The 17,580-nt window shown below is 34.5% G+C and carries 21 protein-coding genes and 1 pseudogene; 14 read left to right on the top strand and 8 right to left on the bottom strand.

Annotated elements, in window-relative coordinates; genetic code table 11:
• Positions 1-53: 53 nt before the first annotated feature.
• From ACY3ZI_RS14590 to ACY3ZI_RS14570, 5 genes are all read right to left on the bottom strand, one after another.
• The gene (locus ACY3ZI_RS14590) at positions 54-968 is read right to left on the bottom strand and encodes a hypothetical protein (RefSeq protein WP_487375427.1); all 915 of its coding nucleotides are present in this window, start codon (positions 966-968) and stop codon (positions 54-56) included.
• A 228-nt stretch (positions 969-1,196) separates the two neighbouring features.
• Entirely contained in the window at positions 1,197-1,406 is a 210-nt protein-coding gene (locus ACY3ZI_RS14585) for a hypothetical protein (protein WP_487375426.1), read from the bottom strand.
• Between the two features lie 190 nt (positions 1,407-1,596).
• The gene (locus ACY3ZI_RS14580) at positions 1,597-2,007 is read right to left on the bottom strand and encodes a hypothetical protein (RefSeq protein ID WP_487375425.1); all 411 of its coding nucleotides are present in this window, start codon (positions 2,005-2,007) and stop codon (positions 1,597-1,599) included.
• Between the two features lie 85 nt (positions 2,008-2,092).
• Positions 2,093-2,890, bottom strand: a complete 798-nt coding sequence (locus ACY3ZI_RS14575) for a DNA translocase FtsK (protein WP_487375424.1) — start codon at positions 2,888-2,890, stop codon at positions 2,093-2,095.
• A 60-nt stretch (positions 2,891-2,950) separates the two neighbouring features.
• Positions 2,951-3,367, bottom strand: coding sequence for a hypothetical protein (locus tag ACY3ZI_RS14570; RefSeq protein WP_487375423.1), 417 nt, complete (start codon positions 3,365-3,367; stop codon positions 2,951-2,953).
• A gap of 137 nt (positions 3,368-3,504) precedes the next feature.
• On the opposite strand from ACY3ZI_RS14570, the gene ACY3ZI_RS14565 reads away from it, so the two are divergent.
• The 11 genes and pseudogenes from ACY3ZI_RS14565 (at position 3,505) to ACY3ZI_RS14515 (ending at position 11,538) form a co-directional block, all read left to right on the top strand.
• Positions 3,505-3,789 carry a helix-turn-helix domain-containing protein gene (locus tag ACY3ZI_RS14565; protein ID WP_087802311.1) on the top strand — a complete coding sequence of 95 codons (285 nt, stop codon included), beginning with the start codon at positions 3,505-3,507 and terminating at the stop codon, positions 3,787-3,789.
• Between the two features lie 98 nt (positions 3,790-3,887).
• The gene (locus ACY3ZI_RS14560) at positions 3,888-4,229 is read left to right on the top strand and encodes a hypothetical protein (protein WP_196738815.1); all 342 of its coding nucleotides are present in this window, start codon (positions 3,888-3,890) and stop codon (positions 4,227-4,229) included.
• Between the two features lie 9 nt (positions 4,230-4,238).
• Positions 4,239-4,556, top strand: coding sequence for a hypothetical protein (locus ACY3ZI_RS14555; RefSeq protein ID WP_487375422.1), 318 nt, complete (start codon positions 4,239-4,241; stop codon positions 4,554-4,556).
• A gap of 280 nt (positions 4,557-4,836) precedes the next feature.
• A pseudogene (locus tag ACY3ZI_RS14550) lies at positions 4,837-5,270 on the top strand (DUF2787 family protein).
• A 70-nt stretch (positions 5,271-5,340) separates the two neighbouring features.
• Entirely contained in the window at positions 5,341-5,856 is a 516-nt protein-coding gene (locus tag ACY3ZI_RS14545) for a hypothetical protein (RefSeq protein WP_487375421.1), read from the top strand.
• A gap of 227 nt (positions 5,857-6,083) precedes the next feature.
• On the top strand, positions 6,084-6,713 hold the full coding sequence (locus ACY3ZI_RS14540) for a hypothetical protein (RefSeq protein WP_487375420.1): 630 nt from the start codon (positions 6,084-6,086) through the stop codon (positions 6,711-6,713).
• Between the two features lie 99 nt (positions 6,714-6,812).
• Positions 6,813-7,001: a helix-turn-helix transcriptional regulator gene (locus tag ACY3ZI_RS14535; RefSeq protein ID WP_140172276.1), complete on the top strand. Its 189-nt coding sequence runs from the start codon at positions 6,813-6,815 to the stop codon at positions 6,999-7,001.
• Positions 7,002-7,075: 74 nt separating this feature from the next.
• Positions 7,076-7,837, top strand: coding sequence for a hypothetical protein (locus ACY3ZI_RS14530; RefSeq protein WP_487375419.1), 762 nt, complete (start codon positions 7,076-7,078; stop codon positions 7,835-7,837).
• A gap of 176 nt (positions 7,838-8,013) precedes the next feature.
• Positions 8,014-8,565 carry a hypothetical protein gene (locus ACY3ZI_RS14525; protein ID WP_487375418.1) on the top strand — a complete coding sequence of 184 codons (552 nt, stop codon included), beginning with the start codon at positions 8,014-8,016 and terminating at the stop codon, positions 8,563-8,565.
• A complete protein-coding gene (locus ACY3ZI_RS14520) occupies positions 8,480-9,634 on the top strand; it encodes a DUF927 domain-containing protein (RefSeq protein WP_487375417.1) in 1,155 nt (384 codons plus the stop codon). Before ACY3ZI_RS14525 ends, ACY3ZI_RS14520 begins: the two co-directional genes overlap by 86 nt.
• 221 nt (positions 9,635-9,855) lie before the next feature.
• The gene (locus ACY3ZI_RS14515) at positions 9,856-11,538 is read left to right on the top strand and encodes an SH3 domain-containing protein (RefSeq protein WP_487375416.1); all 1,683 of its coding nucleotides are present in this window, start codon (positions 9,856-9,858) and stop codon (positions 11,536-11,538) included.
• Between the two features lie 171 nt (positions 11,539-11,709).
• On the opposite strand, the gene ACY3ZI_RS14510 is transcribed toward ACY3ZI_RS14515, so the two are convergent.
• Entirely contained in the window at positions 11,710-12,912 is a 1,203-nt protein-coding gene (locus tag ACY3ZI_RS14510) for an integrase domain-containing protein (protein ID WP_487375415.1), read from the bottom strand.
• A 543-nt stretch (positions 12,913-13,455) separates the two neighbouring features.
• Here ACY3ZI_RS14510 and ACY3ZI_RS14505 point away from each other — a divergent pair.
• From ACY3ZI_RS14505 to ACY3ZI_RS14495, 3 genes are read left to right on the top strand one after another with little or no spacing between them, the layout of a single operon-like run.
• Positions 13,456-14,562, top strand: coding sequence for a hypothetical protein (locus tag ACY3ZI_RS14505; RefSeq protein ID WP_487375414.1), 1,107 nt, complete (start codon positions 13,456-13,458; stop codon positions 14,560-14,562).
• A 25-nt stretch (positions 14,563-14,587) separates the two neighbouring features.
• Positions 14,588-15,031: a hypothetical protein gene (locus tag ACY3ZI_RS14500; protein ID WP_487375413.1), complete on the top strand. Its 444-nt coding sequence runs from the start codon at positions 14,588-14,590 to the stop codon at positions 15,029-15,031.
• Positions 15,032-15,931: an HNH endonuclease gene (locus ACY3ZI_RS14495; protein ID WP_487375412.1), complete on the top strand. Its 900-nt coding sequence runs from the start codon at positions 15,032-15,034 to the stop codon at positions 15,929-15,931.
• Between the two features lie 201 nt (positions 15,932-16,132).
• Here the strand turns inward: ACY3ZI_RS14495 and ACY3ZI_RS14490 are convergent, their stop codons facing one another.
• Positions 16,133-17,314 (bottom strand): Arm DNA-binding domain-containing protein, encoded by a 1,182-nt coding sequence (locus tag ACY3ZI_RS14490; RefSeq protein WP_487375411.1) that lies wholly within the window; start codon positions 17,312-17,314, stop codon positions 16,133-16,135.
• The gene (xisR, locus tag ACY3ZI_RS14485) at positions 17,269-17,490 is read right to left on the bottom strand and encodes an excisionase family protein (protein WP_349487929.1); all 222 of its coding nucleotides are present in this window, start codon (positions 17,488-17,490) and stop codon (positions 17,269-17,271) included. Before xisR ends, ACY3ZI_RS14490 begins: the two co-directional genes overlap by 46 nt.
• Positions 17,491-17,580: the final 90 nt, after the last annotated feature.

The raw sequence follows: 17,580 nt of genomic DNA, 5'->3' as shown, positions 1-17,580 counted from the left end.
AACACGAATTTTTTAATAAAATAACTATGATTAATATGTGGAATACCAATGGATTAGTTTTTCATTTTATTAAAAACATTATAATCTCTACTATTTATTAGCATATCTCTCATTTTCCCTATTTTGTTTAGCAGCGTAATATGGCCTTGTTTATTTTTCTCTATGACATCTAAAATATCTAGGCATAATTTTTTTGTCACATCCATTATAGACTCAATAGTTATCCCTGCGGAATCGCTCCCTTTGATATAGTCTATTCCATTGATGTTTAAAAGTTTTATACCACCGATGAATCCAAAAAAATAAAATTTATCATCATTATTAGACTCTGAAGAGGTTAGGTGATGTATTTCATCATATGGATGTTTAGATAGATTTTTTAAAATGGAATTATTTATTAAATTATTATTATGATTTTCAATTCTAATATAAGCAAATGAGAAAGGTTTGGAATTTAAATTTACTAATGGAGCATAACCTAATAACATTTTATTATGTTTTATATAATTATTTAATACATAAATTTCGTGATATTTAGAAGAGAAAAAAATTTTTGAATATTCATCAAAAAAACTAGAGCATTTCTTTTCAAAATCATGGTCTTTTGCTTTTTCCAATACTCCTATTTTTAAAGTATTAAATAGGTTTTTCCTTATTTTATCTTTTGTTTTTTTATCACTTGGATACTCATAAGTTATTTTTACTAGGTCTAGTTTTATTGTTCCAATAATAGAGTAAGCAACATAAGAATAAAAATACTCAATCAGAGTAGAAAAATTATTTATCAATGAATCCAAATTGTATTGATACTCAGGCTCACCAATATAATAAGTGTCTCTTCCTTTCACTACAATAGAATCTACTTTTGAACTAAAATACATGACTTTTTCTAGTTGGTACTCTAGTGATGATTCTGAATCTACCTTAATGGCATGATTATAATTTTCGACACAAGGAAGAAGACTCATAAGTATACATAATCCTTAAATGTGATCCCCCCTTCAATTGAAGGGGGAACAAAGGTTTAATCTAATAAAACCAGCACAAACTCTAAAATAATAATGGAAAATCTAATTAATTTTTTCATTACACAATAACTCCATTTTTTTGAAAAAACTCTGCTGAGCCTCTTGGTATTAAATGAAGTTACAATAGTTATTTAGAGGCCTGAATGATAAATTGATCCCTTTTTAATGTCAAGGTGCTGCGGACCACTCTGTGCTGATGACAAAGAAACGGTAAGGGCTGGCGTTGTTGTTGAAGGTATACTGATAAATGCCATCGCTGTTAGTATCGGTCAGGTATTCAAACGGTGAGACAGATTGCAATATATTAGCTGTACTGCCTTCGATCTTGATTTCTTCAACCGAAACTACAATACGCTGCCAGAGGATAGCCTGAATCAAGTAACGGTATTCTAGGGGTTGTGTATCCAGTGGTAATTCGGTGAATAACGGTGCTTGTGCTGTGCCGTCTCAATTAATGGAAAGTGAATTGAGAGTAAGAAACTAACATAAATGAACAGATAAAGTATAATCGGCTTAATTATGTTAGATATTATAAAATATATTAATAGCAATAGTGTAAAATTAGGGGTTATTTTTTATACACGCCATCCATTGCACCTTCAGCCCCTATATCACATTGACCCGAGCAGCCAAAGTTTGTTTTGATTACGATTTTTCCTGACTTATCTTTAGAAAATTCCATTTTGCAATATTGTTCATCAAAATCATTATCTGTACTGACTAAAGCAGTAGCATTCCAAGTATCTAAAGATGAGTCCCTTTCTGTGATATAGGCAGTACCTTCAGCTTCGCAGACATACATATCAATATTGGCATTAATTTGGAAATCGAACTTTGGTGCATCATTTTGGCTAGGTGTTATTTCTAGTATTCCATGTTTGCTTTTGTATTCTACAGGACCTTGGAAAGGTGAATTTGCTGCCTGTGCTGTTGATAAGAAGATGGTTACAGTGGCAATGACTAGTGATGAATATTTCATATTATTCCTCTAAATATTAATGTTGTTATACAAGGTGATTTATGCCTTGCAGATTATGATTATTAATACGTTAGGCTTAAAATTATTAACACTGGCTTTTCCAATAAATCAAATACCGTAAATAATCCCCACCATCCTCTTGCAGCCCATGCACCAACGGTTTCATACTTTTATGGGGTAAGTCAGGCCACTCACCAATCCCTCTTGTCTGATGAATATTTTCCTCACATAGGCTTTCCCATTCCGCTTCATTTGGCACCCATAAACCCTGCCATTCTTCCTGTGCTATACGGGGCAATTTCCAGCACGGCTGATAACTAATCCGTCCATGCTGTAGCAGTACATCTAACGGGGTTTCAGGGCGAAGTGTGGCAAGAAAACGGTAAGAACTGGCGTTGTTGCGGAGTGTGTCCTGATAAATGTCATCACTGTGGGTATCAATCAGGTATTCAAACGGTGAAACAGATTTCAAGATATTGGCTGTACCACCTTCAATCTCGATTTCTTCAACCCAAACTACGATACGTTGCCAGATGATAGCCTGAATCAAGCAACGGTATTCTAGGGATTGTGTATCCAATGGTAATTCAGCGAACAACGGTGGTTGTGCTGTATCAATAGGCGCAACAAAAGCTGATGCATCAAAAGAGCGGTAGTGGGTTGGGTATCCCAGCACTTCACGATAATCATACTGATTCAAAGGCGTGATCACACCCAAATACTCAAGTTGATAAATGATCCGTTCAGCACGGTGAAATCCTATCCGAAAATGACGCTGTAAACGTCTCGGTGACGCTCTGTTAATGAGAATGACATAATCAATGGCTTTAGCTGTCAATGGGTCATAGCTGCTGTCGAGCGTGTTGTGATGTGATAACTGCATAGAGCCTCTGAGTCAGTGACGAAATACAGTTATTAAAATAACAAAAGATATTAAAAGATACTAATTTAACTCTTCCTGTTTCATTGTGAGTGCATTTTTTAATAACGCTTTTCTTTTCTCAACTGACAGTGATTTATAGATTTCAAGCAAAAGGTTAAGATCTGCACTTTCTGCGGATAGAGTGTTTTGCTTGATGATCTCTTTTTCATCCGTGTTTAGGATCACCTTAAATGCATCAATGTGATAGAGGTCGCCACGTTTATTCGGGTTCTTCTTGCGAAAGTGGGGATGAAGAGCTGTGATTGACTCTAGACGGACTCTAACGCCTTTCGCGGTGGTAGGGATATCCATCTCTTTATATTCAGGGTAACGTGTTGGATCGTCAGCTTTTTCTTTTCCTATAGCCGCAAGCTCCCCACTGGTAAACCAGAGCTTGGGTGCATTATCCATTTCAGTTAGTTGTTTTTTATCAGTCATGATTTTTATAAATTCCATATATATCAAAAGGATAAAATAACCGCACTAGAAAGATGTTAAAATCATAAAGATATCTATTAATAATTCCCTTTAATTGGTTTTTAATAGACGAGGAATTAAACAGTGGAGTTATTACTATGTCTAACCCTGTAGCATCTCAAAAAAAGCCCCGAAAAGGAAGCGCTGCGGATTGGCACCGTGCGGATATTGTGGCGGCTTTGCATAAAAAAGGGGTCACATTAGCGCAATTGTCTCGTGAGCATGGGCTTTCTTCTCGAACGTTAAATAATGCGCTAGAAAGAGCTTACCCAAGAGCTGAACAGATCATTGCGGATGTGATTGGCACGGCTCCTGAAACAATATGGCCGAGTCGTTACATCAATAAGCCATCCTCTAATAATCATAGAAGGTCATTGAAATAGCCTAAATATTTACCCTTGCCTATCGATAAGGCATTGCACCCATTCTAACGTCAACACCATGGAAAAAAACCTTAATTCATTTAATTGAAGGAACAGTCATGTCTATCAAAAATAAATTGCAAAAAATCCGAGAAGAAAACGAAGCGAAAGGATTAAATGATCCAGCTTTATTTAAACAGCGTTTGCTCAACGGGGGCTTTGGATTAGTTAAAACCTTTTGGCTATTTTGGTTTTTACCGATTTTATTCTTAAATATCGTTGAATTTTTTATTACTAAAAAGGTGACATTGAATAAAGTAGAAGCATTGATTCTTATTTGGGATGTTTGCTGTTTTTACTTTATCGTGAAAATACAGAATCGTCGTGCTTGGTATTACGTGGCGTTGGTGGTGATTGCACTCGATATATTAGCAGGAATAACCGTGAATTTTCTGCTATAAGGTGACAATGTGAAAATGAAACTTAACCAGTGGATGAAATTAAGCGTATTAACGGCGATGGTTGGTTTAACAGGATGTAATGAGAGTACCGTTAATTGTAATAGTGATGGTACAAAAGCATTAGCGTTACAAGTGGTCAATCAACATGTCGGTTGGGCGATGTATGAGCAGCTTGAGAATGTGCGAACGCAACGCCAAAATGCAGAACAAGGCGTTTATCTCTGTGCTGCGGAAGCAACGGGAAAAATAGGCTCTGTCACGGTAATTTATTCCGTGCAGCTCACGGATGATAAAAAAAGTTTTGTTGTTACGTTACTCAAAGGTTAATTGCTATGCCAGCCTATTATTAGGTTGGCATTTTACCTTTTGACGTTTCTATTCTTTCATTCACTTTCCACATCAATATTCCCCGCCATAAATAAAAATCACGATAGGTATATCAAAATAGCAATGATGGCTAAATGTCATAACCATCTGATTTTAAATAATAAATTACTTTACTTTGCTAGTGGTTATGGTAAAATATTAACATGGCACTATACCCAAAATATGATTGGGTTGTGCTTAACAAGTTTATTCCCACTTTTTTATTTAAAGGCAACTTTATATGACTATTTATCAGTCAGGGCTAGGCTTGCCTATCGCACAAGCTTTTAGCCAATTATTATTAAATGAACTGGATAATTCAGTGATTAACTCAGCGATTGATTTAACCCTTGTTCGGGCGGTCACAATGAATTTTCGAGACCCATTGTATAGCGCTGAAACAGGTGGTTTCCATCCTGTCGAAATACGCTTGTTACGGTTGCATGAGCAATGGCAGTTTGATTATGTGACAGATTTTTCATACATGGGAAGCTATTATCCTGAGCTTGAAAAGGAACTCGATATTTGTTGGTCGCAGGGTTATATCTATCATTTTTTGATGGGGGATATTGATGAAGAAGAGGGGGAGCACTGTTTGAACTGTGGCAACGCAATTTTATTCAATACCACAAAATGAAATGTTATGAAGTTAGCATTCAGTGGGAAACCCACTAATTAAGTAAAAAATAATACCAGCGCTGGTGGTCCCATTAAGTACAGTACAATCAATAGAAGGTTTGAGTTGATGTTGATACCGTCGAAGCAAGGGGATTTAGATTGCCTCTGTGGGATTTACAGTCTGGTGAATATGAGTGCATGGTTCTATGGAGAGCGCATTAAACCCCGTCCGTTATTTAATTATCTTTTGCGTGAATACAGCGAATACTGGTCACTGTACAAATGCTTAACTCAAGGCATTGATATTCCTGAAATGGATTACTTGATTAAGCGTCTAGCCTCAAAATACCCATCACAGGCTCCTCTACGCGTCACCACGCCATTTCGTTACAAAGATGGACTTACCACACAAAAAATACTGTCTGCTTGTCAGGTGTTCTTAGACGCTCATACAACGTCACGTCGGCTTATTCTTCTGGGTGATCAGTGGCATTGGTCGCTGGTGGAACATATGGACAGTGAATATCTCTATTTCTTTGATAGCCACCAGCAAGAGAAGGTAAGCCGCGCCAGCTATGGATTACGAGGAAACAAGGTACGGCGGTTGTATAGTGAATCTATTTATTTTGTTGAAGTCACTTAGTTTTCATATTCGCCTTATTAATTTTATCTGATTGCTAATCATACATTAGCTCATTAATATTCATTATTAAGAGTTATAAATGAATGGAAAGGGCTAAATGATATGAATGATCATATTGTTGTACATACAATACCAAATATTATACAAAAAATGAAAAATGAAAAATGAAAAATGAAAAATGAAAAATGAAAAATGAAAAATGAAAAATGAAAAATGAAAAATGAAAAATGAAAAATGAAGGTATTGCGTATACTGAGGATAGCATTATCGGTATATGGAAAAATCTTCATATCGAGTTTGTATTAGATTGGCGAGGAAAAGGGTATAGCAATACTACAGGAACAAAGAATTACGATGAAATTGTCTACCCAAGTAGAAATCATATTTTGCATATACTCGAGTATGGGCTTGAAAGTAGAGACGGAATGATTACCGAAATATTAGTAAAACCTTATTCATCAAAACAAATTGAAATAGCTTCTTTAGAACTCACTCACCCACTATATGGCAGTTGCATTAATTCCAATCTATTAGATGAGCTTTCTGTTGAGGATAAATATTTAAAAATAATAAAAAAGTCACTCAAAAACTTAAAGATTGCACCCCATGGTAATAAAAAACGCTTTGAACAAGAGAAAGAAAAATTTTTAATCAAGGCCAAACACGTACTAACCTTTCACACTGAAAAATGTAGAGGCATTCGGGGAAAAATAACACAAGAAAAAGTTGCGGAAGCGACTTTAAGTAGCCATTGCTCAGAGTGTTCAATGGTGTTGTTGACCAGCAGTATTGATACCGCGAAAAAATATTTAAGAGGCGACACCTATATCATGAATGAAATAAAAAAACTAGGTTAGTAAAACAATGAAAAATGCTCCCCTTTTTTAGTCGTATGTTAATTTGTATGCTGTAACCCATTCAGTAACTAATAGACGTAGAGCAAAAAGAGGTTACACATGAGTAAGATGATAAAAATTTGTAGCATGGCAGAAGTGATGTTAATCCTTGATGTCCGTTCTCGGAACTCAGTATACAATCTTGAGCGTAAAGCTGGTTTTCCTCCTCGTATTCGCATCGGAATTCGACGTGTTGGCTATGATCTTAATGCTGTTCAAGAATGGCTTAATACTCGCACTGTAAAATAATTAATAACTAACATATTTTAAATATCAGATTATGGATAATTTTATCTTTATTATCTGGAGGAGAGTATTATGTTATGAAAATCTATTCCAATAGAAGAAGTATAAATAGAAGAAATAGTAAAGAAAACATGGAGAATAGCGAAAGAATTAAACAATTAGAACTAACATATAAATTAACAAAAGAAAAATATTATAAAAAGCTAGTTAAAAAGATACAATATTGTGAGGATAATGTTCCATGTAATAGTTTGGCTTGTGCTAAATGCATTAAGGTTAAGCAGCTAGATATAGTTAATCAATTCGGTAATTATATAAATAAAAAATATTTTTTTGTTACTCTTATTTTTTATAAAGATAAAATCACAATAAATGAATTGCCAGATTTCAATCCTAATTTATTAAAGGATAAATTAAGAAAGAAGCTTAAATCTATTGGTTTTAATAACTTTATTTTTGGCAGTCTAGAATTAGATCTCCACTTATATGAGAGCATTAATTCTAGTTATTATCAACCTCATTTTCATTTATTAATACCTAATGAAATTGAGAAAATTAAATCTCTTAGAAATTACATGAATTCATCTAAGAATTTAAACTCTCGGCAAGGCATTAAAAATAGACCTATGGTGGTTGATGAAATTAATGATATTGGCGGGGTTATCAAGTATATAACTAAAATCATGTGGTGCGAAATGACATTTTTTACTAATAAGGAGGGAAAGCTCAAGCACAGCAGTAAACGCCGTATATCAAATAGTCGTATGTTTGCTGATTCACTAGTTAAGCTAGATACACTGAAATTCAGTGACATATTTTTTAAGTGTAATTTCCAGTAACTAAATTCTAGATCTCTGTTTAGACAGCACCAGTATGCCTGTAGATATGGAAGATTGATTAGTCTGATAGTTTTTGGAATGAACACTGGTTAATGTATATATATTAGTATAATACTAATATATATTGGTGTTGTAAATGGTGATTTGGTGATTTAGTGATTATCAAAGAGGCCTTTATGACTAGAAAGAAAATAGATTCAAAATATATTAAGCTTGTTGCTTTATCATATCAAGATGAAGGGCAAGAATCTTATCGTTTAGTTGAGTTTTTCAATGTAAATAAAAATAAGGATGTTTTTTTATTAATTCCAGCGTCAATAATTGCAGTACCTAATAAACTTAAAAGCCTTCTATTAGAGAATGGATTTAAACCTAAAGTTATCCATGAAAACTTTAATGGAGTTTTTAATATTATTTTAGGTGATTGTGATGAAAGAATTGTACTGTGTAATAAACCAGGTTTTCTTTATGTTGATAATGAACTCTACTATATTAAAAATTCAGGAGAAGTATTATGTGGACATAATGGCTTGAAGATATTTCCAAATCCTAATGCTAGAACGTTTAATTACTCATGTCAGGCTAAAGGCACATTAGAACAATGGAAAAATAAGGTCGCAGAAACTGCTAAATATAGTCCTTATGCTTTGCTTATGTTCAGCTTTTGCTGGCATGTGTATTTATTTTACAGAGATAGAATCTGGTGGAAAACATATTTATGGTGGTAGTTCTTCGGGGAAAAGTACAGTGTTAAAATCAGCAGCTTCTGTATTTGGGGATTCCTCATACATTCTTGATTGGAACATCACTGAAGCTGCATTTGAGCAGCAAGCGGAGTCTCGTAATCATGGATTGCTATTGACTGACGAACTTATTTTAATAGATTCCAATCGTCAAACTGCCGCCCAAAAAATGCAAAAATTTGTGTATATGCTTGGTTCTGGTACTGGAAAGTCAAGAAGTAATATCTATCAAGAACGTTCGGCAAGTTGGCAATTAGTCGCTTTAAGCAACGGAGAAGAAGCTTTAAGCCAACATGCTAGTATTGGCCTAATGAGTCGTAAGAATGGTGAACTAGCTCGGTTCATAGATGTTCCTGTTGATTGTGATAATGATATGGGTATTTTTAGTTCATTACCTGAAGGTGTATCGTCATCTGCTGAATATGCAGAGAGTTTGAAAGAAAATTGCAATAATTATTATGGTACAGCTGGAGATGTGTTCTTACAGAAGATACTGACACAGGTTAGCAAAAAATCTCCAGAGTATATTACTAATAAGCTCGACGGCTATATTACTAAATTCTTGGAGAAGAATTTAGTAGGTTCTAATGGATTAGATAAACGTATAGCTACTCGTTTTGCCTTAGCATACGCAAGTGGGATACTCGGTATTAAAACTAAGGTTCTCCCCTTTACTGAGAAGGAGGTTTTTGATGGAGTTACACATTGTTATCTGAAAGCTATAGATCAAAACCCTATTAAAAAGGTTGTTTTCAATCAAAAGCTATTAGATACATTGAAAAATCCCTGCAAACCGAAAAATAGTCTCGTAGATAAGGACAAACTAAACAATTTAATTGTCATTGTTGTTCAAATCAAAGAGGTACAGTGTGTCGCAGTAAAATCATCATTTTTTAAAGAGAATATCATCGGAGACCCTAAGTTTATCATTAATCAATTGATCTCAGAAGGGAAGCTGCTTACTGATGCTAAAGGTAAAAGCACTCGGCAGTGTAAGGTTAATGGTGTGATATTGAGCCGTCGTTACTGCTTGAAAGTAGATATTATGAGTTAACTGTTCAATTAGTAAATATCATATGAAAGGCCTTCTAGTTAATTCTGGAAGGCCTTTTTATATCAATTAATTGATAAATATAAATAAACTATCAATTATGTTTAATGGTGATTTTTTGGGCATGCCATTTTACGATAAGAGTAATTAGAGATTTAAGTGTCATTAAAGTAGTATATTAATAATCATGAGTAAATTCAGGGTGTTTTTAAAGAGAATATTTGATGGAAAAATCGAAAAAGGGTGTAGAACTGGCACAGGAAACTGACCAAGAAAATTTGAATTTAAGCTGCACTCAATGTAGTGAACATACCTTTCAGGCTGAGCAAATTGAATTGCATAAGAGTGGAACAGAAAGTTCTATTTTGATGGAGGGGATATACAAAGATTTAATGCCTTCTAATACCGTGGTTAACGCCCTACGGGCATCTCAATTAACAATGCTTGAAAGCATGAAACCCTATACCTCAATTGCTCAAAAATTCAAAGAGTTAATGCCTTCTAACACCATGGTTAACGCCCTACGGGCATCTCAATTAACAATGCTTGAAAGCATGAAGCCCTATACCTCAATGGCTGAAAGGTACAAAGATTTAATGCCTTCTAACACCATGGTTAACGCCCTACGGGCATCTCAATTAACAATGCTTGAAAGCATGAAACCCTATACCTCAATTGCTCAAAAATTCAAAGAGTTAATGCCTTCTAGCTCTGCGATTAATGCCCTACGGGCATCTCAATTAACAATGCTTGAAAGCATGAAGCCCTATACCTCAATTGCTGAAAGGTATAAAGATTTAATGCCTTCTAACACCATGGTTAACGACCTACGGGCATCTCAATTAGCAACGTTGAAAAGCATGAAGCCCTATACCTCAATTGCTGAAAGGTACAAAGATTTAATGCCTTCTAACACCATGGTTAACGCCCTACGGGCATCTCAATCAACAATGCTTGAAAGCATGAAATCCTATACCTCAATGGCTGAAAAATTCAAAGAGTTAATGCCTTCTAGCTCTGCGGTTAATGCCCTACGGGCATCTCAATTAGCAACGCTTGAAAGCATGAAACCCTATACCTCAATGGCTGAAAAATTCAAAGAGTTAATGCCTTCTAGCTCTGCGATTAATGCCCTACGGGCATCTCAATTAGCAACGCTTGAAAGCATGAAACCCTATACCTCAATTGTTGAAAAGTACAAAGATTTAATGCCTTCTAGTATGGCAACTAGCGACTTAGTTCGTTCATGGGTATTAGGAAAAGATGAGCTTATTTCAATTAAAGAGCTATACAAATCAGCAGGTAGCTATTTGGATAGCATTGACTCTGATGATCTAATGTCAATAGTTGATATAGCAAATCGTTATACAAATACTGCTGAAGGTGCAGCATATATTGCTCAAAACAATGATAAAATTAGAGAGTTTGAGCCTGATGCCATTGCTAAATTTGAAGAGTTTAAAAATAAAAATTTATATGTTCAGAAATTTCGTGAGCTACCTCTACGATACCAATTAATTATAATTTACTTTGTATTCGAAATCTTTGCTCCTATCGTTAATGATTCAATAAAAACTAAGGCACTTGAGTTGTTTAATGAGACTGGGAATTTGATAGTTCGCAGTTTACCTGTAAATGCTTTTACAAAAGAACTGATTACTTCCAAAAACGAATCCATTGATTGGGATGTATTAAACGATTTTAGAATTATTACTGCTGATAATGTTAGATTACGGGATAATCCTTCCATGAAAGGAGAAGTTATAGAAACATTAGAAAAATATTCTGTTGTTGCTGTTTTAGATAGAAGCAATAGAAAATGGATTTATGTTAAAGTATCTATAGGAAATGAGCAGATTTGCGGTTGGGTAAATCGTTCTTACACAAAACCATTAAAAAGATACTGATTAGTGAGTGATTTTATTATGAATTCAATTACTAACTATAGATTAGCAAGCTTTTATATGAAGCTTGCTAATGATTAAAAAGCATCATTACCAGTGTTTTTTGTATAGTATGTTATGAATATAAACATTAAGTTTGGTTATACTGGCTATAGATATGTATTGATGCTAACGTTAGTACATTGCTTTATCAACAAACTCTCCCCACCAATCCATCATTTCACGCCTTTGTTCGAGATAAATAGCTCGGTTATATGCGCGTCGCACCTCATTGCTATCGATATGGGCTAAAACTGCTTCAATCACATCAGGTTGAAATCCATGCTCATTTAATGCTGTTGATGCAATTGAACGGAATCCGTGTGCTACAAGGCGACCTGCAAAGCCAACTCGCTTGATAGCCGCATTAACTGTTTGACTATTCATTGGTTTAGTGTGTGGTGATTTCATACTAGGAAAAATGTGTTCCCTATGACCGCTTATAGGTTTCATAGTTTCTAATATTGCCAATGCTTGAGGAGAGAGAGGAATGATATGTTCTCTTTTCATCTTCATTCTTGCTGGTGGGATAGTCCAAAGCTTATTATCAAGATCGATCTCACACCATGCTGCTTCGGCTGCTTCGGCTGGGCGAGTCATAGTTAATAATTGCCATTGCAGTAAACAATAAGTTTGTCGCTCAATGTTGACTCCTTGGATTGCAGCCATCAATTCAGGAAGCTGATCAGGTTTTAATGCAGGTAAGTTTTTTACAACTGGATTTTCAAAGGCAGCGGTAATTTTTGCAGCAGGGTTAGCATCAAGAAAGCCCACATTCACAGCATAAAACATCACTTCATTAATGCGTTGCGCTACTCGTTTAACTGATTCTAGTTTGCCTTGTGCTTTTAAGGGTTCTAATGCGCTAATAAAATGGCGAGCTTTTAAATCAGTTATTGCTATATCACCAACATGAGGAAGTACATGTAGCTCAAGAGAACGCCAAATATCTTTCAAAGTTGATTCTTGCAAGCTAGATTTACTTTTGATTTCGAACCACTGCTGAGCTATTTTTTCAAAAGTATTATTTTTTTCTTCAAATAGGCGTTGTTCTTCAGCTTTTTTGTGTTCTTGTGGATCTATATTTTTAGCTAGAAGCTCCCGTGCGTTTTCACGTTTAAGCCGAGCATCTAAAAGGCTAACTGTAGGATAGCTACCAAAGCTAATAAGCGCTCGTTTCTTGGTTATAGGGCGGTAGTAGTTAAAGCGCCATATTTTTGAGCCAGTTGTTTTGATTAGTAGATATAAGCCATTTCCATCTTGCAGCGTATAATCTTTATCCTTGGGTTTTGCTGATTTAAGCTTGGTATCACTGAGTGGAACTGTTGTACGCGCCATGTAGTTATACGCCTTTTAGTTATACATAGAGAATATAACTAATGATATAACTAAAATTTTTGCTTGTCACTGAACATAACTGACCATTAATACATATAAAAAAAGCCTTCAACTATGAAATTGAAGGCTTTTTTAATCATCACTGAACATCAATGATACTATATTTGGTGGAGCTGGCGGGAGTTGAATCCGCATCCGGAGTTTTTCAATTTATTGATTATGAAAGGGTATTTTCAAGATGGTTCAATCATGTGCACTAGGCGTGCACATGGAGGTCATGGTGTAGGCATCAGTATTGGTCTCATTGTTAATATATAAGTTCGGTAGCAGTATTTTAATTATCATGTTTGATAGGGGAAAGAGTACTTTGCAAAAGCTGAATGATTTTTTCTAAATTATCGATTTAAGCCATAGAATAAGATTATACATTTAGTCTGTATACAATAACATTATAGTTTTTGGTATTAATAAAGCTGTTTTTATTTGATAAATAGATATTAATCAACTAGTCTACAACATATTTATCTTTGAAAAGAAACTATAATGAATATAAATTTTTATGTTATTAAACAATCTCAAAGTATTGATGTTAATCAATTTCTATCTCCTTTTGTATTGCTTATGGAGGATAACTGGAATGATTACACTTATAAGACTCAATATTTTATATCTTATTATGACAATGAGGGACAAAAAAAATTCGAAAGTCAAGTTAAAATTATAGTTGATAATGAAATGAAAAATCTTATCAACAATGGAGCAGATGAATATAATTACCACTCTTTTATTCCTCTTCAATTTAACCGGCTAGAATCGGGTTTTTATTCTGTTGGGGCTGGAGAATCATATTATAAAAAACTCAGTAGTATAGACTCTGATATCAGGGAAGCTATTCTGACCGCACTGAATGATATTGCATTTAATGTGTCTCTTTTTGAAAAGATACAGTCTAGTAAACTACAGGTTTTTTCAGTCTCATTAATGCGGGAATATAATGAAACTGACTTTTTAAACCGGATAGCACGTATTGCAAGAGGGGGGGTAATATTAACGGATTTTAATTTTGAATTTAATTATCACCTTAATGAAAATAAAAAAACTAGCGTAATTGCACAAGTCAGGCCAAATTCTTTCCCTCCCACTAATATGCATGTATTAATTGGCAGTAATGGTGTGGGTAAGTCTTATTTTTTGAATAATATCATTAATGAATATTTTTTAGATAACAAAATCCAAAACAGCATCTCAAAGCTGTTAAAGTTAGTTGTTATTTCTTTTAGTCCCTTTGACCGACTATTTAAAGGGCTCAGCAATAATAATCTAACTTCAAGAGAATATGATTATATTGGGTTGAGAGACGATGTTATAGAATTTAGCTCGGGGAATTATAAAAATGCATTCACTATTGAGCATGAGTTTAATAAAAGTCTAGTTGCTTGTTATGGGGCAACTACACTTCGCAATCGTTGGCTGAAAATGATTTGTTTTCTGGAAATTGATGGCTATTTTAGAGAAAGTGATCTTAAGTCATTTATAGAGAGTATTGCTAAGGAAGACATAAAACAGGGCCTTTTGAACGAAAAACATAGCGCCATTATACGTTTCCGGGAACTTAGCTCAGGTCACAAAATGGTTTTATTAAGTCTATGAGGTTACCATTGAAAAAAGCTTAATCGTGTACGATGAGCCTGAAACGTACTTGCACCCACCGCTACTATCAGCCTATGCTAGAGCACTTTCTTGGTTACTAACTGATAGGAATGCAGTTGCAATTATAGCCACCCACTCTCCCATTTTACTTCAGGAGGTTCCTAAAAAATGCGTTTGGGTTATTCAGCGTTATGGTGACGAATTCAGTATATTAAGACCGAATATCGAAACATTTGGTGAAAGTGTAAGTACTCTTACCCGTGAGGTATTTGGATTAGAGATAAAAAAATCTGGTTATTTTACACTCATTGAAAATAAGGTATCTAAGGTTATCAAACAGCTAGATATCGAAAGCACTTCAACAGAGCAGATATTTAATTTGGTATTAGCTGAGTTTAATCATGAAATGGGTGATGAAGGAATGTCATTGATTCTATCTGAGATTTATAAACATCAGAGGAACAAATAAATGTTTTTCATACCTAAACCTGATTTCACCATTAATGATACATATCCAGTTTGCATTGCGCTAATTAGTGTTAATGAGATTAGAGTATACCTAGACGGAATAAGCCAAGATATTTATTCGTATGCTGAGGAATATGATAGTTTGGCTACGGAGCAGAGACTTAATGAATTACCAAAATATTCTATGTTCTTACCTGAAACTGATATCAGAAATGATTGGTTGGTTAAGCTATATACTTACTATTTATCTAAATCTACAAATAATCGGGCTCATAATGCTCATGCATTTTACAAAAAAATTTTTAGCTACAATACAGAGCAAGCTGTAAGGCGTTGTAGTTATTGTAATGCTAATAAGATAGAGGTAATTGACCATTTCTTACCAGAAAGTAAATATCATGCGTTATCTGTAAATCCGATGAATTTAGTACCAGTATGTAACCATTGCAACAATAATAAAAAAGCTTATGAACCAAACTCCATTGATCCCAAGAGTGTTTTGATTCATCCTTACTATGATGATATTCGGGATATTTCTTGGCTAAAAATAAGCCTAACTAGTGAATTGATTAATAACATTCAGAGAGTTAGAACATTATTTTATGTTAATCCGGATATTACTGAGAACGATGAAATATTGTTTAATAGAATTAAAGCTACACTAGATAAAATAAATTTTAATGACAATATTTGCCCTTTGGCTGATGATTTTATCAATACCGAGATTGCTCCTGATTTTCGAATTGGTGAGTATTCAGGTAAAAGTGATGACGACCTGAGAAGATTGTTCACTAATAAGGCGATTATGTTAAATCAGCAAGGTTACGGTCTTAATCATTGGAAAGTTGCGATATATGATTTTTTATCAACTTACCCGGAACCATTCTCTCATCTTTTTTAAAAATACGATTGAAATAATTTAAATAACAAAATGATTCTCTAAATATTAATAAGATAGATGCAAAAAAGTCAGGGAAAATAAGGTTTTTGGATATTTTTTTATTTTCCCTTTCTTTTTTGCTTAAATATAAAAATAAGCAATGAAGCTAAATAGGTTTGATTTTTTTAAGAATAGTATCTAAGTATCCTTAATTAAATAATATTAATACAATTGTATTTGTGGAGTATTATTAGCAGTCCCCCCATCATACTCTTTAAGATACCCCCCATAGTGCCTAAACAGCATTTCAGGTCCCTTATGCCCCATTTGTCCTGCTAGCCAAAACAGGTTAGTGCCTTGGCTGATATGTCTCGTAGCAAAGGTATGTCTCGTTTGATAAGGGTTACGATACCTGATATCCGCTTTTTTCAATGTTGGCACCCATGCTTTTTTTCTGATTGCGTCAGCACCTGCCCAAGCTTTATTTGTTTTTGGGTCTTCGAAAATTACACCATCTTTCATAAACGTGAATTGCTTTTGGTCATTTAGGGCGTTCATAGCTTCACTATTTAACTCAACCTTTCTGGTACCGGCTTTCGTTTTGGTTTTCTTAATAACACCGACGACGCTGGCGGATTGCACGTGTGCAGTATTTTCTATGAAATCGATATCACTCCATCTCAATGCACATAATTCAGAGCTCCTTAACCCAGTATTAATGGCAAATTGAAATAAGTTTTTCCATTGCTCGTATTTTGCTGCAGCGAGTAGGGTGGATACTTCTTGTGGTGATAATGGGTCAACAATATAGTTACTTTCAGAACCACTACTTTTTGATTGGTATCTTGATGCAGATACAAGGCTGACTGGGTTAATTGATATAATCCCATCAGTAATGGCTTCATCTAGCGAGCTACGCAAGAAAGAAAGTTGATTACGGATAGTTTTTAATACTGTCGTTTGCTTCTGTATCCAATTTTTAAGAATAGCAGGAGTAAGTGATGAAACATGGAATTGGTGTAAATCTGATAAGGCATTTTTACACTTTTCATAGCCTTTGATAGTCGATGGTGACAGATTTCTAGTTTCACAAATTACAAGATACTCCTCCAAATAATCAATAACTCTTTTTTCACGATTATTATCCCCGAAGAAATTTGATTTTTTAGAGTTAGGAAAATACTTGTGGTAATTAAATGTACCTTTTTCGATATGATTTTGAATTTCGGCGAGCAATCTTTCTGCATATTTAATATTTTTATTATCTACGGTTAGTCTGGATAGGGGCTCCCTACACAGAACCCCTTTATAAGTGAATGTAATAACCAACGTATTTTTGGTTTTATTTTGACGGATGGTTACGCCTCTTGGCAGTAAGTATCCTGTTTGTTTTTTCTGACCCATTTATTGACTTCCTTTATATCAATCCAACGCTCTTTTGAACCATCGACCTTTAATACATGCACTCCTTCTTGCCAGAAGCGCCTTTTAACTCGTTTATTGATTGCATCTGTACTCTCACCAAACAACTCGCAGTATTTAGATATTGGTAAGCACTCAACAGAAAGGTTTGTATTCATAGTTGTCTCCATATTTTGCTATAGATGGATTTAATTATAGATTCTCTCTTAGATGCCTCATTACGGCTCTCTCATTCTTGCTATTTTACA

Source organism: Providencia sp. LY12, assembly GCF_057621555.1.
Note: the sequence above shows the minus strand (reverse complement) of the source record. Positions and strands in the feature narration are given on the sequence as shown.